Consider the following 24951-nt stretch of genomic DNA (forward strand, 5'->3'; position numbering starts at 1 on the left):
AGCAAGAGGGGATATGCAGTGAAACAAACTTTCAAGCTCGGCGGGGCGCTGGTCGCGGCCCTTCTTCTCGGAACATCCCTCAGCGGCGCCGCTTCGGCGCAGACGCTGACCATGGGTCTGCGCGCCGGTCCCGACTCCATCGATCCGCATTGGTCGACCCTGGGCAGCCAGGCGGAAGCCCTGCGCCACATCTTCGATACACTCGTCATGTCGGACGAGAACCTCGGGCTGAAGCCCGGCCTCGCCACCTCCTGGAAGCCGATTGACGACACCACCTGGGAGTTCAAGATCCGTGAGGGCGTGAAATTCCATGACGGCTCCGAGCTCACCGCCGAGGACGTGAAATTCTCCATCGACCGCATCCCCGTGGTGACCGGTCCGATGAGCATGACGATCTACACGAAGCAGGTCGAGTCCACGTCGGTCGCCGACAAGTACACCCTGCACGTGAAGACGAAGAAGCCCGCGCCCACCCTGCCGAACGACTTCATCCGCCTCTTCGTGGTGTCGAAGAACATCGGCATGGACGCCCGCAACGAGCAGTTCAACTCCGGCAAGGCCGCTATCGGCACCGGCCCCTACAAGTTCGTCTCCTGGGAGCCGAAGGGCGATCTCGTTCTCGAGCGCTTCGACGGCTATTGGGGCGAGAAGCAGCCGTGGGAGAAGGTGATCCGTAAGGAGATCCCGAACGATCCGGCGCGCATGGCCGCCCTGAAGTCGGGTCAGGTCGATCTCGTCAACTACGTCCCCGCCACCGACTACGCGGCGATGCAGCGGGACAAGTCGGTCGACACCTTCGTGGCCGACTCGGTCTACTTCCTCAATCTCACGCCGAACGTGAAGGAGACCCTTCCGAAGAAGGTGAAGGTCGACGGCAAGGAAATCGACGCCAATCCGCTGCGCGATCCCAAGGTGCGTGAGGCCATGGACCTCGCCATCGACCGCAAGACGCTCGTGCGCGTCGTGCTCGAAGGTCTGGGCCGCCCGGCCAACCAGCTGATGCCGGCAAGCTTCTTCGGCGGCAACAAGAACCTGCCGGAGCGCCCCTACGACATCGCCAAGGCCAAGAAGCTGCTGGCGGAGGCGGGCTATCCGAACGGCTTCGAGATCGACTTCCACTGCACCAACAACCGCCTGCCGGGCGACTCGGCGGTGTGCGAGGCGCTCTCGCAGATGTGGGCGCGCGCAGGCCTGAAGGTGAACGCCAATGCGCTCAACGGCACGGTGTTCTTCCCGGCGCAGCAGAAGGGCGAGTTCTCCCTGTGGATGAGCGGCTGGGGCACCCTGACGGGTGAAGCCAGCTACACCTACGGCTCGCTGGTGCACACGGCGAACCCGGAGCTCGGCCTCGGCGCGTTCAACAAGCAGGGCTACTCCAACCCCGAGGTGGACAAGCTCCTCCAGGAAGGCGCCCGCACCATGGACGACGCCAAGCGGCGCGAGCTGTTCGAGAAGGTGACGGAAGTCTCCATGAACGACCGCGCGCTGATCCCGACGGTTCAGCTCCAGACGGTCTGGGCCGCGAAGAAGGACAAGCTCACCATTCCGCCTCGCGTCGACCAGGAGACCCTGGCCTACGAGATCAAGCCGAAGAGCTGATCGCAACCGCTGCCGGCCGGGTCAGTCCGGCCGGCCTTCTCTCCGGCTTGGCCGCGTCCTTATGGATCGAGGCCAAGCCGGAAAGTCTTTGTACGATGCATTTCGGGCAGGTGGGCCCGCATCCGTCCGCCTGCTTGTTCATTTGAAGCCATGCACGAGACAGCATGATCGGTTTTTTCATTCAGCGCGTCCTTCAGGCGCTCATGGTCATCATCGCGATGTCGGTCATCGTGTTCCTGGGCGTCTACGCCATCGGGAACCCGATCGACGTGATGATCGATCCCGCCTCGGACCAAGCCCTGCGCGAGGCGCTGATACAGCGCTATGGCCTCGATCGTCCTCTGATCGAGCAGTATTTCGTCTTCATGGGCAACCTGCTGCAGGGCGACCTCGGCGAGTCCTTCATCTATCGGCTGCCCGTACTCAACCTGATCCTGTCCCGCTTCCCGGCGACGCTCGAACTGGCGCTCACGGCGATGATGATCGCCACCTGCCTCGGGATTCCGCTCGGGCTGTGGGCCGGCTACAAGCCGGATTCCCTCTCGGCCAGGGTCATTATGGCCGTCTCCGTTCTCGGCTTCAGCGTGCCGACCTTCTGGGTCGGGCTGCTGCTCATCATGACCTTCGCGGTCGAGCTCGGCTGGCTGCCCTCGGGCGGACGGGGGCCGGTGACGGAGGTGCTGGGCATGCCGCTCTCCATCACTACGCTGGAAGGCTGGAGCTACATCATCCTGCCGGCGTTCAACCTCGCCCTGTTCAAGCTCGGGCTCCTGATCCGCCTCACCCGCGCAGGCACCATCGAGGTGATGAGCTCGGACTACGTGCGCTTCGCCCGCGCTCAGGGGCTCTCCGAGGGCAAGGTCGTGGGCCTGCACGTCCTGAAGAACATCTCGATTCCGATCGTCACCGTATTCGGTCTCGAACTCGGTTCGACGCTCGCCTTCGCGGTCGTCACCGAAACCGTGTTCAACTGGCCCGGCATGGGCAAGCTCATCATCGATTCCATCACCGTGCTCGATAGGCCCGTGATGGTCGCTTACCTCATCCTCGTGGTGTTCCTGTTCGTCGTGATCAATCTCGTCGTCGATCTGATCTATGGCCAGCTCGATCCGCGCATCCGTGTAAAGGCCGCGTCATGAGCAGCGCTCCCGTCATTACCGCTCCGGTCGAGACCCGCTGGGTCCGGCTCGGCAATTTCTGGTCGGACTTCAAGCAAAACCCCGCCGCCGTTGCAGCTCTGATCGTCATCGTTTCCGTCGTCCTGATGGCGGTTCTCGCGCCTCTCGTGGCGCCCCAGGACCCCTACAACCAGGAAACGCTCGACCTGTTCGACGCCCGACTCGAGCCGGGCGAGGTCGGTTCCGGCGGCTATGTCCATTGGCTCGGCACCGACGCGGCCGGCCGAGACGTGTTCTCGGCCATCCTCTACGGGCTGCGCACGAGCCTCATCGTCGGTGTCATGGCCGGTACGCTCGCGCTCGTCCTCGGCGCCACCGTCGGGCTCGTCGCCGCCTATTACGGCGGTCGCGTCGAGGCGGTCATCATGCGCGTCATCGACCTGCAGCTCTCGCTGCCGGCGATCCTGCTCGCCCTCGTTCTCGTGGCGATGCTGGGGCAGGGGCTGCCCCAGCTGGTGACGGCGCTGGTCGCCGCGCAATATGCCTACTTCGCCCGCACCACCCACGGTGCGGCGAGCGCGGAGCGGCGCAAGGACTACATCGAGGCCGCGCTCTCAACCCCGCTTCCGGCGCGGCAGGTGCTCTTCCGCCACCTGCTTCCCAATGCGCTGCCGCCCCTGATCGTGGTGGCGACCGTGCAGGTGGCGAACTCGATCGCTCTCGAGGCGACCCTGTCGTTCCTGGGTCTCGGCCTTCCGCTGACGCAGCCCTCGCTCGGCTCCCTCATTTCGAACGGCTTCCAGTTCCTGCTCTCGGGCCGCTACTGGATCTCCATCTATCCCGGCATCGCACTGATGCTGACCGTCGTCGCCATCAATCTCGTGGGCGATCAGGTTCGTCACGTCCTGAACCCGAGGCGCAGCCGATGAGCAAGCCTGTCCTGAGCGTCAAAGATCTCCGAACCCAGTTCCACACGCGGGCCGGTGTCCTCAAGGCCGTGGATGGCGTCAGCTTCGAGGTCGGGCGCGGCCGCATTCTCGGCCTCGTGGGGGAATCCGGCTCCGGCAAGAGCGTCACCGGCTACTCGATTCTCGGCCTCATCGAGGCCCCGGGCGAGATCGCCGGAGGCGAGGTGCTGCTGAACGGGCAGGATCTGACCCGCCTCAAGGGCGAGGCTATCCGCCGCGTTCGCGGTGCGCAGATCGCCATGGTCTTCCAGGACCCGATGATGACCCTGAACCCGGTTCTCAAGATCGGGACCCAGATGATCGCGGCCGTGCGCGCCCACGACAAGGTGTCCAAGAAAGCGGCCCGCGCCCGGGCGCGCGATGCGCTCGCCAAGGTGGGCATCCCAAGCCCGGAGGAGCGGCTCGACGCCTATCCGCACCAGCTCTCCGGCGGCATGCGGCAGCGCGTGGCCATCGCCATCGCGCTGCTGCACAGTCCGGCGGTGATCATCGCGGACGAGCCCACCACGGCGCTCGACGTGTCGATCCAGGGCCAGATTCTCGCCGAGGTCCGCCGCCTCGCGGATGAGACCGGCACGGCCTTCGTGTGGGTGACGCACGATCTCGCCGTGGTGTCGAGCCTCGCCGACGACATCTGCGTCATGTATGCCGGCCGCGTCGTGGAGACCGGTGCGGCGGCGGACGTGATCGCCGCACCGCGCCATCCCTACACGGCGGGCCTTCTCGCCTCCGTTCCGGCCGAGCACGAGCCAGGAACGAGATTGCCGCAGGTTCCCGGCTCCACCCCCTCCCTCGCCAACCTTCCGGCGGGCTGTGCCTTCGCGCCGCGTTGCTTCAGGGCCGGACCGGCCTGCACGACCACGCCGCCCGTCCAGGATTTCGGAGACGGACGCACCGCCCTTTGCCATTACCCGATTGAGACCGATTCATGTCAGCCGCTCTCCTCGACATCGACCACGTATCGAAGCGCTTCGTAAAGCGCCCGAGCCTCGGCGAGCGTATCGCCGGGGTCATCGGGGCCGGACGCAAGACCGAAATCGTCCGCGCCGTGAGCGACGTCAGCCTCAGCGTGCGCAAGGGCGAGGTCGTGGGCCTCGTCGGCGAATCCGGCTGCGGCAAGTCCACCCTCGGCCGCATCGTCGCCGGGATCTACGCACCGAGCGACGGCAAGATCCTGTTCCAGGACAAGCCGGTCGCCAGGGAGCAGGGGCGGCATACGCAGAAGCTGACGACCCGTGTTCAGATGGTGCATCAGGACCCCTTCGCCAGCCTCAACCCGCGCATGCGCATCGGCGACACGGTGGCCGAAGGGCCCGTCACGCATAAGATCGTGAAGTCCCGCGACGCGGATTCCTACGTGGCCGACATCCTCGGCCGCGTCGGCCTCGATCCGAGCTATCGCCGGCGCTTTCCTCACCAGTTCTCCGGGGGTCAGCGCCAGCGCATCGCGATCGCCCGCGCGCTTGCCATGAAGCCCGACCTCCTGGTGCTCGACGAGCCGGTCGCCTCCCTCGACGTGTCGATCCAGGCGCAGGTGCTCAACCTGTTCATGGATCTGCGCCAGGACCTCGACCTGACGGCGATCTTCATCAGCCACGATCTCGGGGTGGTGCGCCACGTCTCCGACCGCGTCGCGATCATGTATCTCGGGCGCATTGTCGAACTCGCGCCGACCGCCGAGCTCTACGCCGCGCCGAACCATCCCTATACCCGCGCCCTCTTCGAGAGCGTTCCCCGGGTCGGCGTGGGTCGCAAGAGCTTCCATCCCATCGCAGGCGAGATCCCGTCGCCCCTCCACCCGCCGAGCGGCTGCCACTTCCATCCGCGCTGCCCCTTCGCAGGCCCCCGCTGCATAAGGGAGGCGCCGCCCCTTGCCGCCATCGGCCCCGGCCGCTTCTCGGCCTGCCATCTCAACACCGGCGGTACGGAATAACCGAAGAAACGGCACCCCATGACCCAACAGGCTTCCATCGCTGCGCTCAACGAGCGTGTCGCCGCCGTGAACGACGTGCTCAACGCCACGTCGGTTCTCACCTGGGATTCCCGCACCATGATGCCGCCGGGCGGGGCTGAGACGCGCGGATACCAGATCGCGACCCTCACCAGGCTCGCGCGCGACCTTCTCCTGTCTTCCGAGACCGAAGCCGCCCTGGATGCGGCCGAGCAGGCCGTCGCCGGATTGGCGGAGGACGCCCCGGAGCGGCGCATCGTGGCGCAGACGCGCCACGCCTTCGAGCACCACCGCCGGGTGCCCGCCTCCCTCATCCAGGAGAGGGCGGCCCTTCGCACCGTAGCCCAGTCCGCCTGGATCGAGGCCCGTGCGAAGAGCGACTTCTCCATCTTCGCGCCGCACCTTTCCAGGACGGTGGAGCTTTCGCGCGCCTATGCCGACTGCATCGGCTGGAGCGAGCATCCCTACGACGCCATGGTGTCGATCTACGAGCCGGGCGAGACAGCTTCGAGCCTCAAGCGCCTCTTCGCGACGCTGCGCTCGGGAATGCAGCCGATCCTCGACGCGGCCCGGTCCCGTCCCGCGCCGCGTTCCGACTTTCTCTTCCGCGACTTTTCCGAGGAGGGGCAGAAGGCGTTCGGCCTCCGCATGGCGGAAAAGCTCGGCTATGACCTAAGCCGCGGGCGCCTCGACACGACCGTGCATCCGTTCGAGGTTTCGTTCACCCGCAACGACGTGCGCATCACCACGCGCTATAACCGCAACTACCTGCCCGCCTCCCTGTTCGGGACCGCCCACGAGACCGGGCACGGCCTCTACGAGCAGGGCGTCGATCCGGCCTATACCCGCACGACCCTCGCGACGGATCTCGTCGGCCTCTACGCAGTCGGCGGCACGAGCTTCGGGGCGCATGAATCGCAGTCGCGCCTGTGGGAGAACCACATCGTGCGCAGCCGCGCCTTCTGGCAGCTGCACTTCCCGGAGCTGCAACGGCACTTCCCCGATCAGCTCGGAGACGTGACCGCCGAAGAGTTCTACCGCGCGGTCACCCGTGTGGAGCCGGGTTTCATCCGCGTCGAGGCGGACGAGCTGACCTACGATTTCCACATCATGCTGCGCGTCGACATCGAATGCGCGCTCATGGACGGTTCGCTCAAGGTGGCCGACCTGCCGGCGGCATGGAACGCCGCAATCAAGCGCGACCTCGATCTCGTCGTGCCCGACGATGCCCGCGGCGTGCTGCAGGATGTGCACTGGTCGACCGGCTATATCGGCTCATTCCCGACCTACACCATCGGCAACGTGATGGCGGCCCAGATCATGGAAACCCTGCGCCGGGAGGATACCTCCCTCGACGCGGCCATCGCGGCCGGCGACTATGCCGGATTGGCGGATGCGCTGCGCAGCAAGGTCTGGCAGCATGGCCGCCGCTTCATGCGGGACGAATTGCTCCAGCGGGAAACGGGACGCGGCCTCGATCCTGCGCCATACCTCGCCTATCTCGACGCGAAGTACGCCCGCTAGGGGCCTCAGTCGGCCGTGCTCCGGTTGCGCGCGTCCTGCGCCAGCCTCACGAGCATGGGGCGCAACTCTTCCGGGCCCGTCAGGGGTTCCGGAAAGGTGAGGCGCACGATTTCGTCCCCGAGGGCCAGCAGAAGTCCCTCGGGATCGATGCCGGTGAGCCTCCAGGCGCCGTCGCGAGCGCCGCACAGCCTCGTGGCATAGAGGGCTACGGCCTCGGAATGGTCGGCGTTCATGTGCTCCACCGCGTCCGCTTCCAGGTCGAGGAGACCGTCGAGGCCGTCCATGGGCGCCAGCACGTCGGCCCGGCCCATCCTGTAGGCCCGCCCGAAGCCGCCATTGAGGCTCGCAGACGCGATATCGAGGCGCCAGAACGCGAAGTCCGGAAAGTCCACATAGAGTGAAGCCTTCGGCTGATGCGCCAGATAGCGGCGCCGGATGCGTTCTCCTTCCGGCGAGCTCCGTTCCACGCGTCGGGCCTCCGCAAGCAGCGTGACGCGCGGATGGGCGAGCGGGTCGCCCTTGCCGGAGGAGGAGAGCAGCAGGGAGCAGCGGGCATCCGCCTCCAGAAGTTTGGTATGGGCCGAGAGCTGCGACGTGAGGATCAGCGGGGAGCCGTCCACGTCGGTCGCTACCGCCACGAGGCTGGCGAAGGGAACGCCGCCGGCCGCGTCGTTGGTGGCGAGCGCTCCCGATCGGGCCGTCCGCATCAGGTGCTTGGCGATCTGGCGGGCTTCACCATCCACCGGCAGGATCGGGTCCTTCATGCTCTCCATCCCTCGCGACGACGTTGAATCGACAGGCATCATATGATGCCTGCCGTCCGATCGCGCAAAGCCTCGAACCGGGCGACCTGATCCGCCTTGAGGCTTCGGTCTTCGTTCCGGCCGACGAAGACCTTGAACATGGCCTCGCCCGTCTTGTTGATGAACTGCACGGAGCAGGAACGCTTGCCGAAGAACGGGCGGTCCACGAAATAGATCCACCGGCAATTCTCGGCCCTGATGTGGCCGCCGATGGGGCTGTCCCCATGGATGTTGAAATAGCCCCGCCCGAAGGTTCCGGGCGGGATGCCGCCCTTGCATTCGAACACGCCGTCGCGGGTGTGGACCACGAAGGTGATGTCGCCCCAGGTCGTCAGGTCGCTCCAGACATCCTCGAAGGCGCCGCCATCGGCACGAAGGGCGGCGCCCGGGGGGAGGCAGTCGAGGACGTTCTGCAGCGAAACGTCGAGATCGGCCGCAATCGCTTCGAGAACGCCGTCGGGCTTTGCGGCGAGCATGTCCCGGATGCGGGTCTCCGAGGGTGCAGGTTCTGACAGTGCCGTCACCGCCTTCACTCCGCGGCCTTCGGCAGGCGTCCGATGGTCTGGATCACCTCGAAACCCTCGAATTCCGGGTGTCCGAGGGTCAGCGGCTTGTTGGCACCGGTGCTGGCGCGGGTGTGCGAGGCGCGAAACTGGTCGGAGCGGGTCCATGCCTCGAAATGAGCCTTCGAGGCCCATACTGTGTGCGAGGAGTAGAGCACGTGATCCTCGCGCTCCGGGCCGCGCAGCATGTGGAATTCGACGAAGCCGTCGAGTTCGTGAAGATAGCTTTCGCGTGAAAGCCAGCGCTCCTCGAACTCGGCCGTTGCGTCCTTCAGGACCTTGAAGCGGTTCATGGCGATGAACATGGAAACGAACTCCTTTCCGATCTGGCGCGGCAGGCTACCGGCTTGCGAACTTGACGGTGAGGCCGAACTTGGCTGTCAGGCCCGGGCTCGCATTGCTGTTCAGGTATTGGGTGTATTGCCTGTCGAACAGGTTCTGGATGCTGATGTCGCCGCTGATGTTCTCATCATAGCGGTATGAGGCGAAGAGATCGACCAGTCCGTACCCCCTGGTCGGATTGGTAACCGTCGGCTTGGTGTCGTCGACGAAGGTCAGGCGCGTGCCGATGGTGAGCTTGTCCTCGAGGAAGCGGAAGCCGAGCGTGGTGCTGATCCGGTTCGGGACGACGGAGTTGAGCGGATCTCCCGTGATCTCGTTCCGGCCGCTGATGATCGTGCCTGCGAGGCTGACGAAGCCTCCGCCCCAATCGTAGGCCGCTTCGAGCTCAGCTCCCTGCAGGCGCGCCTGGGCGATGTTCTGGTACTGCTGGTCCTGGACGCCGATCTGGCACAAATGTGGTGCGAACACGCACGCGCTGGCCGGCATGCCGGGAATGAACGGCACGTTGTAGACGGGCCCGACCGCGACGGTATCGATAAAGTCGTCGATCTCGTTGTGGAACGCCGCCACCTTGGCACGGAAGCTGTCGCCGGTCTTGAGGAGGTCGTCGTACTGGATGTTGACGCCGCCTTCCAGGTTATGGGCGACTTCGGGACGCAGCGTCGGGTTCGGCAGGATGTTGAAGATCGGGAAGGGGTGGACGCCCTGGATCAGGGTTTCGGTGATCGACGGCGCGCGATAACCTTCAGCGTAGGTGCCGTAGAACTCGATTCCCTTGAAGGGCTCCACGCCCACGGTGATCTTGGGAGAGACGCGCGATCCGTCCGAGCTGACGCCCCCGCCGTTCAGTTCGTAGCTGTCGAACCGAAGGGCGCCTATGGTGCGCAGCCATGGCGTGATCCGCACCTCGTCCTGAATGAAGCCGCCGAACAACCTGCGCTCGCCGGAGGGCGTGAAGGCCGCTCCATAGCCGCCGGCGCGGTCGCTGGTCTCGCCCTGGTCCTGCGCGCCGTCGATGCCGAGGGTCAGAGCGTGGCCGAGCCCGAAGGTGTCGAACCGCGCCGTGTTGTGGATGTCGAAGCCCGCCGTTTCCATGCTGTAGGTCAGGGGAGCGCCCGGCCGCACGCCAAGCGAGCCGTAGGTCGAGCTTGGCGTTACGACGCGCTTCCGGTCCTCTGTCGTGGTGTAGTAGCCCTTCACGCTCAGGTCGAACCACTGGATGTCGGGCCGGCTGAAGCGGTAGCCGAGCGTATAGGTATTGGCCGTGACGTCGTTCTTGAACCTCGTGCCTCTCCCGGTATCGCCGTTGTTCGTGAAATCGTAGTTCTGCAGCAGGGCGGATGCGCTCACCGTGTGCCCGTCGGCCGGGTAGAGGTTGAACTTGAACAGACCTGCGGTCAGCTCGGAATCGGAATCCAGGATCTTGTTGTCGTCGCCGTCGCGGTAATTGTTGGTGTTGCGATACAGAAACTGGCCGAACACGTCCGCAGCCGTTCCGATGCGCGCGCCGACCATGCTGTTGGTGAGCACGCCCGCTCCGTTCGTGCCGATGCCGAGCTTCTGCACGGCGCCGTACGTCTCGTCAGGGTTCAGGATGTCGTCGATATTCCTGGTCCGGAAGGACACGACGCCGCCGATGGCGCCCGAGCCGTAGACGGTGGAGACCGGTCCGCGCACCACGTCCACCTGGCCGATCAGCTCAGGGTCGAGGTAGAACGTGCCGTTCGCTCCATGGCCGCTCACCTGGTAATCCTGCCGCGCACCGTCCACGAGCACGTTCACGCGGCCGAAATCCTGAAGACCGCGAATGTTGACGGCCTGCCCCGGATCCGTTCCGGTTTCCTGCACCGCCACACCGGGCACGCCCTGAAGGACGTCGGACACGCGCGAGGATTGGAGAAGGTCGATCTGCCGGCGTGTGACGACGCTCGATCCCGCCAGATCGTTGATCACCCTGTCCTCGGTTTTGCCGGAGGTCACCGTGATCGTATCGAGCATCAGGGTATCACCCTCGCTCTGCACGACGGGCTCGGAAGAGGCGCTCTGCGCCTGGGCGACCGAGGCCAGAGGCGTGCCGGCGAGCGGCGCGAGGACGAGAAGGGCGAGAGGCGAGGTGGACGCGCGAAGGCCTTCGCGCAGGAAGGTAATCATCCTGACGATCCCAGTCTTTCATGATGTTCTTTTTCGTGACTGGCTGGCTCGCGGAGAAATCGAACTCACGCTGGCTGGCTAACGGCCCGCTTCCATCGAAGAGGGTTTGCATCCGATACTCAAATAGAGTAACCGCGTCAATATCAGCTGTCGAAATCGCAGTTTTACATGTTTCTAAACTGCGAATACATGAGACGGTTGCAATTGCTGCAATTTAGAAAAAGTAAAATCTGGAGATCATCGTGCAGAAAGCGCCTCCGTCGCCTGACCGCGCTGGGACATCCTCCACCGTCGCCAAGGAAATCGACGTGATGACCCTGATCGGAACCGGCCGTGAAGTGGTGCTCCTTCACCGCGGGGAGCGCTACCGGTTGCGGGTCACGGCGAACGGCAAGCTGATCCTCACGAAATAGGAGCCTCCCATGACGTCGATGTCCCGCCGCAGCCTCATCCTGGTCTCGGCTCTCATGCTTGCCTCCGTTCCTTCCAGGGCCGCATCCCCGCGCCGGATCGTCAGCATCGGCGGGGCCGTGACCGAAATCCTCTATCGCCTCGGCCGCGAGAGCGAGATCGTCGGTGTGGACACCACGAGCCTGTTTCCCGCCGAGGCGCTCAAGACGAAAGCCAATGTCGGCTATGTTCGCGCCCTGGGGGCGGAGGGCATTCTGTCCCTTGATCCGTCCCTCGTCCTGGCGACCGAGGGAGCCGGGCCGCCCGATGCCATGCGCCTGATCGAGCAGGCGGGCGTTCCGATCGTCCGTGTCAACGACGAGCCGAGCCCCGAGGGAATCGTGCGGAGAATCCGCGACATCGCGAAGGCCGTCGATGCCGGCGAGGCCGGAGACGCACTCGTCCGGGAGGTCGAGCGCGGCTTCGCCCAGCTGTCGCGAAACCGCGCCCAGGTGACGCGCCCCACGCGCGTCCTGTTCGTTCTGTCGCTGCAGAACGGCCGTCCCCTCGTGGGCGGCAAAGGCACGACGGCCGATGCGATGCTGGCCCTCGCAGGTGCCGAGAATGCGGCATCCTCGCTTCAGGGATGGAAGCCCTTGTCGGACGAGGGGCTGATCGCAGCCGCTCCGGAGGCCATCGTCATGATGAATCACGGTCCGGACGGTGCGGCGCACGATCCGTTCGCGCTTCCGGCCTTTGCCGCCACGCCGGCCGCCGCCAAGCGCAGGCTCGTCGTGATGGATTCCCTCTACCTTCTGGGCTTCGGCCCGCGCACGCCTTCCGCCGCCCAGGATCTGATGGTCGCGCTCCATCCCGATCTGCCGGCCTCGGCCCGGTGGGTGGCACAGCCATGACGGCCCTTGCGGTCCGCGCGATGTCCCACTCCCGTCCTGCCGGGCAGAAAGGAATGCTTCTGACGGGGCTCGCCGTTCTGCTCCTCGTCACGGGCCTTCTTGCCATGAGCAGCGGAGCAACCGGCATTCCCGTCGCGCGGGTCCTGGCGGTTCTCTCCGATGCCTTGGGCGAGTCGGATTCAATCCAAGGCGGGGATGCCCTCATCATCCTGCAGGTTCGCCTGCCGCGCCTTTGCCTCGGGGTCTTGGTCGGTGCGGCGCTCGCATCGTCGGGCGCCCTGATGCAAGGGCTGTTTCGCAACCCGCTTGCGGATCCCGGACTGGTGGGCGTTTCGGCCGGTGCGGCCCTCGCGGCCGCCGCGACGATCGTGCTGGGCGATGCCCTTCTTGCGCCGCTGATCGGCCCGCTTCCCTTCGGCGCCCTTCCCATCGGCGCCTTTGCGGGCGGGCTTCTCACGACATTCGGTCTCTATCTCGTCTCGACCCGCGGCGGGCGCACCTCCATCGCCACCATGCTGCTGGCAGGCGTCGCCTTCGGGGCTCTGGCCGGAGCGGTCATGGGGCTCTTCTCCTATCTCAGCGACGATCGGCAGCTGCGCGATCTCTCCTTCTGGTCCCTGGGCTCCCTGGGCGGCGCCAGCTGGACCAAGGTGATGACGGTCGCGCCTCTCGTCCTTCCCATGCTTCTCACATCGCCGTTTCTCGCGCGGGGCCTGAATGCTCTCGCGCTCGGCGAGGCGGAGGCCTTCCATCTCGGCATCCCCGTGCAGAGGGTGAAGGCTCTCGCCATTCTCCTGGTCGCCGTCGCGGTCGGCGCTTCGGTCGCGAGTGCGGGAATGATCGGCTTCGTCGGCATCGTGGTCCCCCACGTGCTGAGACTGATGGCGGGGCCCGATCATCGCTTCCTGTTGCCCGCCTCGGCCCTGCTCGGCGGCGCTCTGCTGCTGGCAGCCGACACCGTGGCGCGCACCGTTGTGGCTCCGGCCGAACTGCCGATCGGCATCCTGACCGCCGCCATCGGGGCGCCGTTCTTCCTGTGGCTTCTCCTGCGCCGGCCGGGCGGCTTCTCCCTATGACGGCCATTCTTGAAGCAAAAGGCATGAGCTATCGCGGCGGCGGGCGCCTGCTGGTGAACCGGGTCGACTTCACGGTCGACGCCGGCTGCTTCACCATCGTCGTCGGTCCGAACGGCGCCGGGAAATCGACCCTTCTGAAACTGCTGTGCGGCGAGCTCGCACCCACGGAGGGTGATATCGTGCTGGGCGGCCGCCCGCTCCGGTCGATCCCGCCGTGGCAGCTGGCGCATCTTCGCGCCGTCATGCCTCAGGCGTCGGAACTCGGTTTCCCGTTCTCGGTCCTCGAGGTGGCGAGCCTCGGGGTCGAGGGCATCGGGCGGGGACTGTCCCGCAGCGACCGCCGCCGCATCGCGGAGCAAGCCCTGGAGCGGGCCGATGTCGCCCATCTGGCCCATCGCAACTACCAGACCTTGTCGGGTGGCGAACGCCAGAGAGTTCATTTCGCCCGGGTCCTGGCCCAGCTGGGGGCAGGCCGAACTTTCGAGGACCGCCAGATCCTCTTCCTCGACGAGCCGATTTCAAGCCTCGATTTGAAGCATCAGCTGGCGCTGCTCGAAGAGGCACGCCGGTTGGTGCGGGAGGGGATCGCCGTCGTGGCGGTCCTGCACGATCTGCAGCTTGCCGCGGGACTGACGGATGACTTGGCTCTCATGGACGAGGGCCGGTTGGTCGCCAGGGGGGCGCCCGACCGGGTGCTGACCTCCGAGCGTCTTGCCGCCGTCTTCGGGGTCGGCCTGGTGATGGAAAGCCTGCCGCCCCATCCCTGGGTGCTCGCCGGCAGATCGTGACGGCTCTCACTCGTGCGAGGGATGCAGGGTGAACTCGCGGGCTGCGATTTCCGCCACTACCCTCTCGGCATAGATCTGAAGCTCAGCCCTGTCGCCCCGGGAGAACGTACGGGGCTTCGTGTCCAGAAGGCACAGGGCGCCCAGACGGATGTTCTTCATATAGATCAGGGGAGCCCCCGCGTAGAACCGGATGCCCATGTCGCCGGTCACAGCGGGATTGCTCTTGAAGCGATCGTCGGCCCTGGCGTCCTCGACCACGAAGACCTCGTCGCTGAGGATCGTATAGTTGCAGAAGGCGATGTCCCGCGGCGTTTCCGGAAGGCAGATCCCTTGAGCGGACTTGATCCACTGTCGGTCGCGGTCGAGCAGGGTCACCAGGCACATGGGCACGTCGAAATGACGCTGGGCCTCTCCGGTGATGGCGTCGAAGGCCGGATCCGACGCCGTATCGAGAATGCCGGTTTCCAGGAGCGCCGTCAGGCGCTCCTCCTCATGGGGACCGACGGGATAATCCATCGATGAATGTCCTTTGAAAAATTGTTCCGGGAAATAATCCGGCTCGCTATCACTATACGACCGTAAGGGCCGCATCACCTCGGAATATGGGCTTCGGACCCGGCGGCCACCACTTCAGTTAATTTTTCCCTTGGGGAAGGCGGGTTCAACCCCACCATCCGGGTTCCTCGCCGAGAGCAGGGCGCTTTTCACCGCGTGCCAGGCAGGCTTTCGTCTCAGGGCTCGATCCAGGAGCATCGGCCGCACGGCGGCCCCGTCGGGTCGCTTCCTCGCCGTCGCGAGCCAGGTCCTGTCGTCGGATAGACCCCACGTGCTCACGCCGAGGGAGCGGCTCTCCTCGAGCACCAGTTCGAGATAGGCCCGGTAGGTATCCGCGACCATTCCGTCCCGCAGGCGGCGATCCCGTGGGCAGTTCTGGTCGCTCACGTCCATCTCCGTGATCATGACCTTCAATCCCAAGCCGTCGATTTCCCGCAGGAACGCCCGGAGTTCCGGGTGGCGGCGGGGCTGGTCGGCCGCATCGAGGTGGGATTGGATCCCAAGGCAGTGGATCGGGGCTCCACGGGCGAGTGCCCGTTCGAGAAGGGCCAGCATGGCCCGGCGTTTCCGTTCGGCGCCGGGCGAGGCATATTCGAGGCCCATCTCGTTCAGGACCAGCACCGCCTCGGGGTCGATTTCGGCCGCCCGTCCGAACGCGACTTCCAGATAGGTCGGCCCGAAAGCCCGGAGAAAGCGCGAGTGGCGCAGGCCATCGCGGCGGCCATGGTCCGTCTCGAGCGGTTCGTTCACGACATCCCAGGAATACACGCGCCCGGCATAGCGCCGGACCACCCGCGTCAGGTGCTCCATCGCGGCTTCGGCAAAACGCGCATCCGAGGCCTCCCCCAGGTCCTGCGGCACCGATTCGTGCCACCAGAGCGTATGGCCATGAAAGGCGAGGCCGTTCTCGACCGCAAAGGCGACGAGCCGGTCCGACGCCCGGAAGTCGGGGGCATCCGCTCCCCCGATCCGGTCCCACTTCATCTCGTATTCGGGCGTGATGATGCTGCACTCGCGAAGAATTGTGTCGCAGCGCCGTTTCTCCGTCAGATCGGATGTGCAAAGAGCCGTCCCATAGAGTAAATGCCGGTGGGCGGCGGCATCACGGAGGCTGTCGGTTTCAAGCTTGAGCGGTTCCATCGTCCCATGCCGGTATGAGATATCGGCGGTTCTGTCACAATAAAGCGTTCGCTGCCGTCATATCTCGTCCCCCATGAAAATTCGCTACATCCTGCTGACCCTGACGATCTTTCTCGGCGTGGCTCTGCTCGTGGCGGTTTCGGTCCAGATCCGGACCGAGATCCTGCAGCATCAGGCGGCCCAGCGCATGGTCGCGTCCAATGCCGTCCGGGAGCACCTCCTGCTCAACGCCAACGCTCTTGCCCAGGAGCGAAGCCGAACCGTGAGGCTTCTCGTCTCGGGCGAGGCCGATGCCAGGCACCGGGAGGAACTGCAGGAGGCGCGCGCCCGCGTGGATGCCACGCAGGAGGCGGCCGAGCAGGAAATCGTCGAGCGGAGCTCCGACCTGCGTGACCCGGCCCGCAGCCTGGCTTCGCTCTCGGGCGTGGCCCGCGATCTCGACGCCCTGAGACAGCAGGCCGACGCCTATCTGTCGGCCGCCCCGCAGGACCCTGGCTCGGAACCCGTGCAAAGATGGTTCCGGGAGGCGACGCGCCTGATCGACGAGGTCCAGTCCTTCCGCCTCACATTGTTGCAGCAGGAGCGGCCCCAGGATCCTGCCCTGCGCGCCGAGGCGGTTCTGCGGACCTATGGCGGCGTCCTCAGCGAGAGCATCGCCCGAAATCAGGCCATCCTCACATGGGCCCTGTCTCGTCCCGGCGAGATCAACCCGGCCGAGCTCGAAGCCGTCGGCCGCAATGTCGGGCGGGCGGATCTCGCCTGGGAGCTGATCCAGAGCCAATTGACGGCACCCTTGAGCCCGAGCGTCAGGGAGGCCATTTCGGCCGCTCACGCGAAGTACGACACGACGCTGAGCCCTGTTCAGCAAACGTTGTCGAACGCACTTCAAAGCCAGACCCGCCCCGCCATCAGTGCCCAGGAATGGTACGAGATCGCCCGGCAGGGCTTGCGCAGCATCGCCAACATGCAGCAGGAACTGCTGCGCAGCTCGCGGGACCGTCTCGATCTGGAGCTCGCTCAGTCACGGCGTTCGGTGTTCCTGTGGAGCATTCTTCTGCTCTGCGGTTTCGGGGCCGTTCTCGCCAGTGCTCTCGTCGTGCGCCTGCGGGTCGTCCGGCCGCTGGAGGCCCTGAGCAGCGCCATGCTGCGGCTGGCGGAGAACGACCTGTCGGCTCCGCTGCCCCGCCAGACCCGGTCCGACGAGATCGGGGAGATGAGCGATGCCCTGCGCGTCTTCAAGGCCAATGCGATCCGGCGGCAGCGCTCTCAGCAGGACAAGCAGATGCTGCACGCCCGCCTGAAGGACGCCTACCGTCAGCTGCGAAAGGACCTCGAGGCGGCGGCCGTGATTCAGACCACGATGCTGCCGCCTCCTTCGACCCTGGGAGACGTTCGGTATTGCGGTCTGTTCCGGCCATCGAGCCTGGTTGCCGGCGACACCTACAATGTCGTGCGGCGCAGCGACGGCGGAATCGGCTTCTTCCAGATCGACGTGGCGGGGCATGGAGCGCCCGCGGCTCTCGTCTCCGTCGCGTCGCATCAGATCCTGTCCCAGGCGATCCTGACGAGGCCCGACGGAATGCGCTTGGAGACCCTGGTGGAGCGGATCAATGCCGACTGGCCGGAGGGGCTGCCGTATTTCACCATGGTCGTCGGCGAGATCGACGTTGGCGCGCAACGCGCGGCGATCATTCAGGCCGGACATCCGGCCCCGCTCCTCCTTCGGGCGGACGGGATCGTGGAACCGATCGGCGACGGCGGGTTTCCCGTCGGCATGATCTCTTCGGCCACATACGAGACGCTGGAATTCGACTTCCGGCCCGGCGACCGCCTCCTGGTCTATTCGGACGGTCTCGTGGAGGCCGAGAACCGGGAGGGGGAGCAGTTCTCGGAAGAGCGGCTGCGCGGGCTTGTTCACGAGCATGCCGAAGGGTCGACGGGCATTCTCCTCGACAGCCTCGACCGGGTCTTGCGGAAATGGCGCGGCTCTGAAAGGCTCGATGACGATCTGAGCGTTCTGATGCTGGAACGGTTAAGCGAAAGGGCAAATGTCGATGCTCACCTCTGAGCTCCGGAACAATGTGCTTGTCGTCCACGTCACCGAGAAGCGCGTCGACGCCAGCAAGGCACCGCTTTTCAAGGACGAGATGACGAGGTGCATCGACGACGGGCACCATCAACTCGTTCTCGATCTCAGCGGCGTCGACTTCGTCGACAGCTCCGGCCTCGGTGCCATCGTGTCCTGTCTCAAGCGCCTCGGTCCGAGGGGAAGTCTTGCCGTGGCCGGCGCCAAGGGGGCGGTCAGCCGCCTCTTCACCCTCACGCGCATGGACAAGGTCTTCGCCCTGCACGACACGGTCGATGCCGCCGTCGAGCAGCTTTCGGCCTGATGCCTATGTGAGCCGAGAAACCGGAATGGCCCCATCCATCAGCCTTCTGATCGACAGCGATCTCGACAAGGTGGCGCATATCGCTCGCGCCGTCCGCGGAGTCTGCACCGGCCTCCTTGCTGCGGAGGAGGCGGATGCGGTCGAACTCAGCGTCGTGGAGGCGATCAACAACGTCATCAAGCACGGCTACCATGGGCAGCCGGGCCAGGACGTCCAGGTGATCGTCGGCCTTCATCCGGACCGGGTCGTGATCGAGATCGTCGATCACGCGCCGCCGATGCAGGCGGGCCTCATCGAGCAGGCCTCGGAGGACCTGTTCTCGTTCGACGCAACCAATCTCGACGATGTTCCCGAGGGCGGCATGGGGCTGGCGCTCATCCGCATGAACATGGACGAGGTCGAATACAGCGCGGGCAGCGGCGAGAACCGGCTGCGCATGGTCAAGCGGGTCGAGGCGCCCGCAGGTTGAGGCGTTCCCGGGCGCTATGAGGCGGGCGAAAGACGCGCGATGCGGTCCTGCAACGACGGGAAGGTTGCAGCCGCTAGGCCCAGCGCCGAAATGAGCGAGGCGCTCAATTCGCCACGGTTCTGCTCCATCTCGTCGAGGATCTTCTGGACCTGGGAGAGGCCATCGCCCGGCTCCATCACGCCCAGTTGCACGGCGGCAGCGAAAGACGTGAGCAGTCCGGCCCTGGCCTCGTCGGCGCGGGGCTCCCGCGCGTAGACCTCTTCGGACCGGCGCAGGGCCGACCGGACCGCCGCCTGAAGAGCCGGAGGGGCGGATGCCGAAGCCGCATTGCGTTGCGCCAGTTCGGCGGCGACCCGCGCCTGGATCCGCTGTTCCGTGTCCAAAGCCTCGAGATAGATGATGATGCCAGTGGAAATCGCCAGCGCCAGAACGAAGGTGATCTGTCCGCGCGCCTTGAGAAGACCGTCCTTGAAAGTCACCGTATCGTCTCCACCGGAAGGAGGCTCCGGAAGCCAGGGCAGGGAATTCGGCTGGGATCCCGCAGGCCTTGCCGCCGCTGCGGGGTGGGTAGCATGGCGGAATCGATGTCTCCAGGGTCCGTGACTGGGAAAAGCTCCTGCCGGATCACGATGTTGCTCCCTCCACGATTGCGGCTTCGTAGACCAGGTCCGGCTGCCAGAAGGCGGCTTTGATCATTGGAACCATCGCCAGCGCGTTGCTGATGCCCCATACGGTGTTGGCGATCATGGCCCCGAGCGAATAGCCCTCCCGTCCGGCGGCGAACGCGCTCCAGCCCCAGATCAGGCCGGTCAGGGTCAGCACGACCACCGCGATCTGCCATTTCACGAGGCGGGGATAGCTTCCCACCTGCCGATCCTTGGGCGTGACCGGGAACGAGATCTTCTTGCCCCGGACTACCGTCCACAGAGCCTGGAGGTTCAGCGGGAACATGGCGAGATACCAGGCCCGCCCCTTGGCGTTGGAATTGCCCCACAGCGCCACGAGCTGGGAGAGCTCGTTCAACAGCAGGAACGGCGCGATGTGGATGAAGAAGTCGAGGGAGTAGCCGGAGACGGGCGGGACGCCGGAGAAAAGAAAGACGATCGGCGAGAACAGGAAGACCACGTTCCACAGCGGCGACAGGTACGAGTAGAACGTCGAACCGTACATGAGCCGCTGCGGAAGCGACAGGCCCCCGCGCCGGAACAGCGGGTTGTCGTGGGCCATGATGTCGAGGGTGCCGCCCGCATATTTGAAGCGCTGGATGGTCCAGCTCAGAAGGTCGTTGGGCGACAGCATCCTGGCCTGCACCTTCGGATGCAGGACCGACTTCCACCCGCGCTCGCGGTCGGCGTGGAGCACGATGGAGGTGTAGATGTCCTCCGATACGTGGAACTTGTAGGGCTGGAATTCCTCCTCCAGCGCACCCTGCCAGCGCATCGTGTCGCGGATGGAATCGGCGATGGCCTCCTCGCCGGTCAGGCGGCGGGCGGCGGCCTCGTTGCGGCCCGCGGCTGCGGTGACCTGATCCGACCACTGCCGGAGAGCCGCCTCCATGACGGCTTCGCGCCGATGGATCGATCCGGCCCCGCAGCAGAAGCTGGCATTGGCCCAGTTCCGCCGGCGCAGGATCACGTCGAAAAAGAGCTGAGGGTCGTTGGCGAAGGGATCCTCTCCGATCTGAACCGGACCGAAGATGCGCTCGAAACCCTTCCCCAGGACGCGTCCGGCGCCGCCCAGCCACCGTTCGAGGGCGGCGGGAAGCGGCACCCCGGGCGGAACGTCGTAGAACCATTGTGGGGTCTGCACCCAGGCCACCTTCGGATCGCGGAAATAGCCGAGGGTCTCTTCCAGGAAGGTCGGAAAGGGCCGCATGTCGGCATCGCAGATCAGGATGAAGTCGCCCGAGGTCGAGGCCATGGCGTTCCTCAGGTTGCCGGCCTTGAACCCCACATTGTCGGAGCGGGTGAGGTAGTTCACGCCCTCCTCTTCGGCGACGGCCTGCATGGCGGGCCGCTTTCCGTCGTCCAAAACGTGGATCTGGATGTCGATGGGGTGAGGGTAGGTGAAGGCCTTGGCATCGCGCAGCCCCAGGCGCACCAGCTCGGGATCCTCGCTATAGGTGGCGAAGAACACGTCCACCGTCACCGGCCGGTCGGGCATGTCGGGGTCGTCCGTACAGTCCCGGATGCTCGCGGGCAGAGGGCCGGGCACCGGAGACTTCGCGGACCACAGGTTGATGGTGAACAGGACAAGGCCCAGGAAGGCCCCGGTCTCCGCGATCAGGAGCGGCACCGAGAACCACAGTGCATCGAAGTTGATCGACCCGAGCCATCGCCATCCGATGTACCAGGTGCCGAACACCAGGCTCGCCGTCGCCAGGAACTGCCACAGGGTTTCGTGCCAGGGCGAATAGGGGAGGGGCGTCCACGGGGTCTGTGTCTGGAAACGCGAGGCGGGGCGGGACAAGCAACAGGTCTCCGGAAAGCGAAAATTCACGAGAGGCCGCCCTCTCCAACGAAGAGGGATATAGGCGCTCTTCAGGTTATGGAAGAAATCTGTCTGGACCAATCGGCAGGGAGAACTAAATTTTACCTGTTATAAGCGCCAATTCCAGATAACTGGAAATCCAGACCTTCCTTCTGCTTCGCGATTCGAGATCCCGATCTATGTTTCCATGTAGGCCCGCCCTTCGCACCCGAATCGCGTGCCTGCTCGTGCTTCTGGGGTTGGGGCTCACGGCTTCCCCGGTCTTCGCGCAGTCTCCCGAGGAGATCGTGGAGGACGCGCGCAGGGCCGCCGGCACGAACGACAACAGGGAGGCCGCCCGGCTTTTCGAGCAGGCCATCGGCCTCGCTCCCGGGCGTCGCGGCGAGTGGCTTGTCGAATATGCGGATCAGCTGGCCTATTCGGGCCGGCCCGCCGAGGCGGTTCCCCTGTACCGGGAGCGCCTGGCCGATCAGGCCCTCGACCAGGACACGCGGCGGAGAATCGAGAAAAGCCTGGCTTTTGCCCTCCTCTGAAGCAGCCAGTTCGAGGAGGCCGTCGAGGCGTGGGAGCGGATCGCCGCCGCCAATCCGGGCGATGCGGAGGCACGCACCGCCTTGGTGGACGCCGTCATCGGGGCGGCCCGCGCGGCTGCGGAGCGGGGCGAGAGCGGAGAGGCCGTGGCGTCGTTCCGCCGTGCGCTCGAACTCGATCCTGCCAGGCGACAGCAGATCGGCCGCGAATATGCCGACCAGCTCGCTTATTCCGGCAAGCCGCAGCAGGCCGTTCCGATCTATCGCGAAATCCTCGGCAGGCCCGATCTGCCGCCCGAGGAACGGCAGCGCACGACGCGCAATCTCGCCTTCGCGCTCCTGTGGAGCAGTCAGTTCGAGGAGGCGATCCGCGCCTGGGAGCAGATCGTGCAGGCCGCTCCCGGCGACGCCGAGGCGCGTAAGGCGCTGTCGGATGCCTTCGTCGGCGCGGCGCGTCAGGCGGCGGAGCGCTCCCGCAATGCGGACGCCGCCGGATTTTTCCGGCGCGCCATCGACACGGCGCCGCAGCGTCGGCCGGAGCTGCTTCCCGAATACGCGGATCAACTGGCCTATGCCGGCCAGCCGGCGCAGGCGGTGCCGCTCTACCGGGAGGCCCTGTCCCAGGGCAGCCGGTCCGAGCAGGAGCTGCGGCGGATCCGGCGGGGTCTTGCCTTCGCCCTCCTCTGGAGCGGCCAGTTCCCGGAGGCCGCCGCCGCCTTCGAGGAGGTGGTGCGGCAGGCACCCGACGACCCGGAGGCTCGGAAAGGTCTGGCGGATGCGCAGGCGGGGGCGGCGCGACCGCCCGCCGCTGCCGGCGGCGGCACCGGGCCGGCTCCGGCAGGTTCCGGAACGCCGGGCGCGACAGCCGACGCGGCGCGAACGCCGTCTCCCGCGCAGCCGACGCCTGCCGAGGCCGCCATTGCCGCCGCACGGGCGGCCGCGGGCCGCGGCGCCAACAAGGAGGCCGTGTCGCAGTTCGAGCGGGCCATCGCCCTCGATCCGTCGAAGCGGCGCGAGATCGCGCGGGAATATGCCGATCAGCTCGCGTATTCCGGCGAGCCGGGCAAGGCGGTCCCGGTCTACCGGGACGTGCTGTCCCGTGGGGATCTCTCGTCCGAAGAGCGTCGGCGGACGACCCGCGCGCTGGCCTTCGCGCTCCTGTGGAGCAGCCAGTTTCAGGAGGCGATCGAGGCCTGGAACGACATTCTGCGCGCGAACCGCGACGATGCCGAAGCGCGCAAGGCGCTTTCCGACGCCTATATGGGCGCGGCGCGGCAGGCGGCCGAGCGCTCCCGCAATGCCCAGGCGGCGGACTTCTTCCACAGCGCCATCGATACGGCGCCGCAACGCCGGCAGGAATTGCTGCCGGAATACGCGGATCAGATCGCCTATTCCGGGGAGCCCGCCAGGGCCGTGCCGCTGTACCGCGAGGCGCTGCGCTCCGGCGATCGCAGTCCGCAGGAAAATCAGCGCCTGCGGCGCGGTCTCGCATTCGCCCTTCTGTGGAGCAACCAATACCGCGAGGCGATCCCGGCCTGGCAGGCGATCCTGCGTCAGAACCCGCGGGACAGCGAGGCCCGCAAGGCCCTGTCCGACGCTCTTGTCGGGGCGGCCCGGCAGACGGCGGGGCAGGGGCGCAGTGCCGAGGCCGCGACCCTGTTCGAGCGCGCCTTCGCGGTCCTGCCGGCGCGCCGGCAGGAGCTGCTGCGGGAATATGCCGAACAGGTGCTCTATGCCGGTCAGCCGGCGCGAGCCATCCCGCTGTTACAGGAAATCCTGCAGCGACCGGATCTGGATCCCAAGGAGAGGCGCGATGCGCAGCTCGGCTTCGCGCGCGCCCTGGCCTGGAGCGGCCAGCAGGCTGCGGCGATTCCGGTGTTCACCGAGATCCTCCAGGCCTTCCCGAACGATGTGGAAGCCCTGATCGGCCGGGGCAATGCCCTCAACGACATCACGGAGCACAAGCCGGCGCTGGCGGATTTCGAGGCCGTGCTGCGCCTCCAGCCGGCGAACGCGGATGCGCTCCGCGGCGCCGCGACCGCGGAGCGGTCCATGGGCCGCCCACGGGCCGCCCTGGCGCGCATCGAGCCTCTCCTGGCGGCGGGGGATCGCAATCCCGCGACACTCATGATCGCCGCCCAGGCGCGGCGCGAGATGGGGCGTCCGGACCTGTCGCAGAGCTATGCGGAAACGCTTCTCGCGCGTAAGCCCGGCGACGAGGGTGCCCAGAGACTGCTCGAACAGCTCTTCCTCGAACGCCGCCCGCTGACCACCATCGAGGCATGGCACGCGCGCCGTTCGGACGACCTCGCGATCTCGACCCTGCTGCTCTCTCACGAGCTGACCTTCAACAACGGCCTGACGAAGTTCGGGCCGCAGGGGCGAATCATGCACTTCGAGGGCGGGGACTTTCCCACCGTCGATATCTACAGCATCGGACTGGCCGGGCGGCATCGGTTCGACGATTTCCTCGAGTTCAAGTCGTCGTTCTTCCTGAATATTGAGGACGAGCCCGACGATCAGGACGTGATGTTCACGCACGAGACGACCTTCAGCCTGATCCCGTCCGATGCCCTCCGGCTCGACATCAACCTGGCCCGGCGCTACCCGGACGAGAACTCGCGTTCCATCGTCAACGACGTCTTTGCGGACGATTTCGGGTTCGCCGTCGACTACACCCCCGACAACGCGTTCCGCGTCAGCGGCCGCGGCATCTACAGCCATTATTCCGACGGCAACGAGCGCCTCTGGGGGCAGGCGGAAATCGCCAAGCGCCTCAGCGCCGATCCCTACCTGTGGATCGGCGCCCGCTACACGGCTTTCGACTTCGCGAAGGTGCTCGACAACGGCTACTGGAATCCGGACCGGTACCAAGCCCTCGAAGCGAGCATTCAGCTCTACGGCACATTGGCGGAGCGCTGGACGTACGATCTTCAAGGGGCAGCCGGCTATGGCTGGAGCGAACCCGGGACCGGAGGTTTCGTCTCGTATGCATCGGCGCGCCTCGCCTACGAATTCGCTCCGCAGGCGTCGTTCGCGCTCTATGCCAACCACACCCTGTCCTATGCCCGCTCCTCGGACAACGACGCTTTCGCCCCGGCGCAGGACGATGAGCCGTGGAGCCGGTTCGCGGTCGGCGCCCAGTTGCGGCTGCGCTGGTAGCGGGAGGCTTGACAGCCCCGTGGCCGCC

Annotated in this window: 23 protein-coding genes; 15 read left to right on the forward strand and 8 right to left on the reverse strand. The window is 66.1% G+C overall.

From position 1 onward, the window contains the following. The first annotated feature begins 18 nt into the window (after window positions 1-18). The 6 genes from ACFOYU_RS01675 (at window position 19) to ACFOYU_RS01700 (ending at window position 7160) form a co-directional block, all read left to right on the forward strand. Complete coding sequence (locus ACFOYU_RS01675) at window positions 19-1599, forward strand: ABC transporter substrate-binding protein (protein WP_377032198.1); 1581 nt, start codon at window positions 19-21, stop codon at window positions 1597-1599. Between the two features lie 164 nt (window positions 1600-1763). Then, window positions 1764-2738, forward strand: a complete 975-nt coding sequence (locus tag ACFOYU_RS01680) for an ABC transporter permease (protein WP_377032199.1) — start codon at window positions 1764-1766, stop codon at window positions 2736-2738. After that, window positions 2735-3646: an ABC transporter permease gene (locus ACFOYU_RS01685; RefSeq protein ID WP_226737862.1), complete on the forward strand. Its 912-nt coding sequence runs from the start codon at window positions 2735-2737 to the stop codon at window positions 3644-3646. The genes ACFOYU_RS01680 and ACFOYU_RS01685 overlap by 4 nt, the downstream gene beginning before the upstream one ends. Further along, the gene (locus tag ACFOYU_RS01690) at window positions 3643-4662 is read left to right on the forward strand and encodes an ABC transporter ATP-binding protein (protein WP_377032200.1); all 1020 of its coding nucleotides are present in this window, start codon (window positions 3643-3645) and stop codon (window positions 4660-4662) included. Before ACFOYU_RS01685 ends, ACFOYU_RS01690 begins: the two co-directional genes overlap by 4 nt. Beyond that, on the forward strand, window positions 4614-5618 hold the full coding sequence (locus tag ACFOYU_RS01695; RefSeq protein ID WP_377032201.1) for an ABC transporter ATP-binding protein: 1005 nt from the start codon (window positions 4614-4616) through the stop codon (window positions 5616-5618). The genes ACFOYU_RS01690 and ACFOYU_RS01695 overlap by 49 nt, the downstream gene beginning before the upstream one ends. 18 nt (window positions 5619-5636) lie before the next feature. Further along, the gene (locus tag ACFOYU_RS01700; RefSeq protein ID WP_377032202.1) at window positions 5637-7160 is read left to right on the forward strand and encodes a carboxypeptidase M32; all 1524 of its coding nucleotides are present in this window, start codon (window positions 5637-5639) and stop codon (window positions 7158-7160) included. Window positions 7161-7165: 5 nt separating this feature from the next. On the opposite strand, the gene ACFOYU_RS01705 is transcribed toward ACFOYU_RS01700, so the two are convergent. Genes ACFOYU_RS01705 through ACFOYU_RS01720 form a run of 4 tightly spaced genes read right to left on the reverse strand, consistent with a single transcriptional unit; the run spans window position 7166 to window position 11019 of the window. Next, entirely contained in the window at window positions 7166-7924 is a 759-nt protein-coding gene (locus ACFOYU_RS01705) for a HugZ family protein (RefSeq protein ID WP_377032203.1), read from the reverse strand. 38 nt (window positions 7925-7962) lie between these two features. After that, entirely contained in the window at window positions 7963-8439 is a 477-nt protein-coding gene (gene hutX / locus ACFOYU_RS01710; protein WP_377032480.1) for a heme utilization cystosolic carrier protein HutX, read from the reverse strand. Between the two features lie 53 nt (window positions 8440-8492). Then, a complete protein-coding gene (locus ACFOYU_RS01715; RefSeq protein WP_226737850.1) occupies window positions 8493-8831 on the reverse strand; it encodes an antibiotic biosynthesis monooxygenase in 339 nt (112 codons plus the stop codon). Window positions 8832-8865: 34 nt separating this feature from the next. After that, the gene (locus ACFOYU_RS01720) at window positions 8866-11019 is read right to left on the reverse strand and encodes a TonB-dependent hemoglobin/transferrin/lactoferrin family receptor (protein WP_377032204.1); all 2154 of its coding nucleotides are present in this window, start codon (window positions 11017-11019) and stop codon (window positions 8866-8868) included. Between the two features lie 242 nt (window positions 11020-11261). Between ACFOYU_RS01720 and hemP the strand changes: the two genes are divergently transcribed. The 4 genes from hemP to ACFOYU_RS01740 are packed head-to-tail and all read left to right on the forward strand — an operon-like array spanning window position 11262 to window position 14187. Next, complete coding sequence (gene hemP / locus ACFOYU_RS01725; RefSeq protein WP_226737846.1) at window positions 11262-11432, forward strand: hemin uptake protein HemP; 171 nt, start codon at window positions 11262-11264, stop codon at window positions 11430-11432. Between the two features lie 9 nt (window positions 11433-11441). After that, window positions 11442-12323 (forward strand): hemin ABC transporter substrate-binding protein, encoded by an 882-nt coding sequence (locus ACFOYU_RS01730; protein WP_377032205.1) that lies wholly within the window; start codon window positions 11442-11444, stop codon window positions 12321-12323. Then, window positions 12320-13399, forward strand: coding sequence for a FecCD family ABC transporter permease (locus tag ACFOYU_RS01735; protein ID WP_377032206.1), 1080 nt, complete (start codon window positions 12320-12322; stop codon window positions 13397-13399). Before ACFOYU_RS01730 ends, ACFOYU_RS01735 begins: the two co-directional genes overlap by 4 nt. Further along, window positions 13396-14187, forward strand: a complete 792-nt coding sequence (locus ACFOYU_RS01740; RefSeq protein ID WP_377032207.1) for a heme ABC transporter ATP-binding protein — start codon at window positions 13396-13398, stop codon at window positions 14185-14187. Before ACFOYU_RS01735 ends, ACFOYU_RS01740 begins: the two co-directional genes overlap by 4 nt. Window positions 14188-14193: 6 nt before the next feature. On the opposite strand, the gene ACFOYU_RS01745 is transcribed toward ACFOYU_RS01740, so the two are convergent. Further along, complete coding sequence (locus tag ACFOYU_RS01745) at window positions 14194-14703, reverse strand: GAF domain-containing protein (RefSeq protein ID WP_377032208.1); 510 nt, start codon at window positions 14701-14703, stop codon at window positions 14194-14196. 114 nt (window positions 14704-14817) lie between these two features. Then, the gene (locus ACFOYU_RS01750) at window positions 14818-15882 is read right to left on the reverse strand and encodes an endo-1,4-beta-xylanase (RefSeq protein ID WP_377032209.1); all 1065 of its coding nucleotides are present in this window, start codon (window positions 15880-15882) and stop codon (window positions 14818-14820) included. 73 nt (window positions 15883-15955) lie between these two features. Here ACFOYU_RS01750 and ACFOYU_RS01755 point away from each other — a divergent pair, with 73 nt between their 5' ends. The 3 genes from ACFOYU_RS01755 to ACFOYU_RS01765 are packed head-to-tail and all read left to right on the forward strand — an operon-like array spanning window position 15956 to window position 18741. Then, window positions 15956-17950: a SpoIIE family protein phosphatase gene (locus ACFOYU_RS01755; RefSeq protein WP_377032210.1), complete on the forward strand. Its 1995-nt coding sequence runs from the start codon at window positions 15956-15958 to the stop codon at window positions 17948-17950. Further along, window positions 17937-18272, forward strand: coding sequence for an STAS domain-containing protein (locus ACFOYU_RS01760; RefSeq protein ID WP_226737831.1), 336 nt, complete (start codon window positions 17937-17939; stop codon window positions 18270-18272). Before ACFOYU_RS01755 ends, ACFOYU_RS01760 begins: the two co-directional genes overlap by 14 nt. 25 nt (window positions 18273-18297) lie before the next feature. After that, a complete protein-coding gene (locus tag ACFOYU_RS01765) occupies window positions 18298-18741 on the forward strand; it encodes an ATP-binding protein (RefSeq protein ID WP_226737829.1) in 444 nt (147 codons plus the stop codon). Window positions 18742-18755: 14 nt separating this feature from the next. Here ACFOYU_RS01765 and ACFOYU_RS01770 read toward each other — a convergent pair whose 3' ends face one another. Next, on the reverse strand, window positions 18756-19220 hold the full coding sequence (locus ACFOYU_RS01770) for a hypothetical protein (RefSeq protein WP_377032211.1): 465 nt from the start codon (window positions 19218-19220) through the stop codon (window positions 18756-18758). A gap of 145 nt (window positions 19221-19365) precedes the next feature. Beyond that, on the reverse strand, window positions 19366-21210 hold the full coding sequence (locus tag ACFOYU_RS01775; RefSeq protein WP_377032212.1) for a glycosyltransferase: 1845 nt from the start codon (window positions 21208-21210) through the stop codon (window positions 19366-19368). Between the two features lie 200 nt (window positions 21211-21410). On the opposite strand from ACFOYU_RS01775, the gene ACFOYU_RS01780 reads away from it, so the two are divergent. Together ACFOYU_RS01780 and ACFOYU_RS01785 are read left to right on the forward strand one after the other, a co-directional pair. Then, complete coding sequence (locus ACFOYU_RS01780) at window positions 21411-21764, forward strand: hypothetical protein (protein WP_377032213.1); 354 nt, start codon at window positions 21411-21413, stop codon at window positions 21762-21764. An 84-nt stretch (window positions 21765-21848) separates the two neighbouring features. Further along, entirely contained in the window at window positions 21849-24923 is a 3075-nt protein-coding gene (locus ACFOYU_RS01785) for a tetratricopeptide repeat protein (protein WP_377032481.1), read from the forward strand. Window positions 24924-24951 lie beyond the last annotated feature (28 nt).

The organism is Microvirga sp. GCM10011540 (assembly GCF_042650665.1).
In the GTDB taxonomy this organism is placed as follows: Bacteria; Pseudomonadota; Alphaproteobacteria; order Rhizobiales; family Beijerinckiaceae; genus Microvirga; species Microvirga lenta.

Bases quoted from the DNA above. Each gene is read 5' to 3' on its own strand.
- ACFOYU_RS01720 (WP_377032204.1), bottom strand. From the start codon at position 11,019: ATGATTACCTTCCTGCGCGAAGGCCTTCGCGCGTCCACCTCGCCTCTC.
- ACFOYU_RS01780 (WP_377032213.1), top strand. From the start codon at position 21,411: ATGTTTCCATGTAGGCCCGCCCTTCGCACCCGAATCGCGTGCCTGCTC.
- ACFOYU_RS01700 (WP_377032202.1), top strand. From the start codon at position 5,637: ATGACCCAACAGGCTTCCATCGCTGCGCTCAACGAGCGTGTCGCCGCC.
- ACFOYU_RS01735 (WP_377032206.1), top strand. From the start codon at position 12,320: ATGACGGCCCTTGCGGTCCGCGCGATGTCCCACTCCCGTCCTGCCGGG.
- ACFOYU_RS01760 (WP_226737831.1), top strand. From the start codon at position 17,937: ATGCTCACCTCTGAGCTCCGGAACAATGTGCTTGTCGTCCACGTCACC.
- hutX (WP_377032480.1), bottom strand. From the start codon at position 8,439: ATGCTCGCCGCAAAGCCCGACGGCGTTCTCGAAGCGATTGCGGCCGAT.
- ACFOYU_RS01740 (WP_377032207.1), top strand. From the start codon at position 13,396: ATGACGGCCATTCTTGAAGCAAAAGGCATGAGCTATCGCGGCGGCGGG.
- ACFOYU_RS01685 (WP_226737862.1), top strand. From the start codon at position 2,735: ATGAGCAGCGCTCCCGTCATTACCGCTCCGGTCGAGACCCGCTGGGTC.
- ACFOYU_RS01695 (WP_377032201.1), top strand. From the start codon at position 4,614: ATGTCAGCCGCTCTCCTCGACATCGACCACGTATCGAAGCGCTTCGTA.
- ACFOYU_RS01750 (WP_377032209.1), bottom strand. From the start codon at position 15,882: ATGGAACCGCTCAAGCTTGAAACCGACAGCCTCCGTGATGCCGCCGCC.
- ACFOYU_RS01745 (WP_377032208.1), bottom strand. From the start codon at position 14,703: ATGGATTATCCCGTCGGTCCCCATGAGGAGGAGCGCCTGACGGCGCTC.
- ACFOYU_RS01690 (WP_377032200.1), top strand. From the start codon at position 3,643: ATGAGCAAGCCTGTCCTGAGCGTCAAAGATCTCCGAACCCAGTTCCAC.
- ACFOYU_RS01680 (WP_377032199.1), top strand. From the start codon at position 1,764: ATGATCGGTTTTTTCATTCAGCGCGTCCTTCAGGCGCTCATGGTCATC.
- ACFOYU_RS01755 (WP_377032210.1), top strand. From the start codon at position 15,956: ATGAAAATTCGCTACATCCTGCTGACCCTGACGATCTTTCTCGGCGTG.
- ACFOYU_RS01705 (WP_377032203.1), bottom strand. From the start codon at position 7,924: ATGAAGGACCCGATCCTGCCGGTGGATGGTGAAGCCCGCCAGATCGCC.
- ACFOYU_RS01730 (WP_377032205.1), top strand. From the start codon at position 11,442: ATGACGTCGATGTCCCGCCGCAGCCTCATCCTGGTCTCGGCTCTCATG.
- ACFOYU_RS01715 (WP_226737850.1), bottom strand. From the start codon at position 8,831: ATGTTCATCGCCATGAACCGCTTCAAGGTCCTGAAGGACGCAACGGCC.
- ACFOYU_RS01765 (WP_226737829.1), top strand. From the start codon at position 18,298: ATGGCCCCATCCATCAGCCTTCTGATCGACAGCGATCTCGACAAGGTG.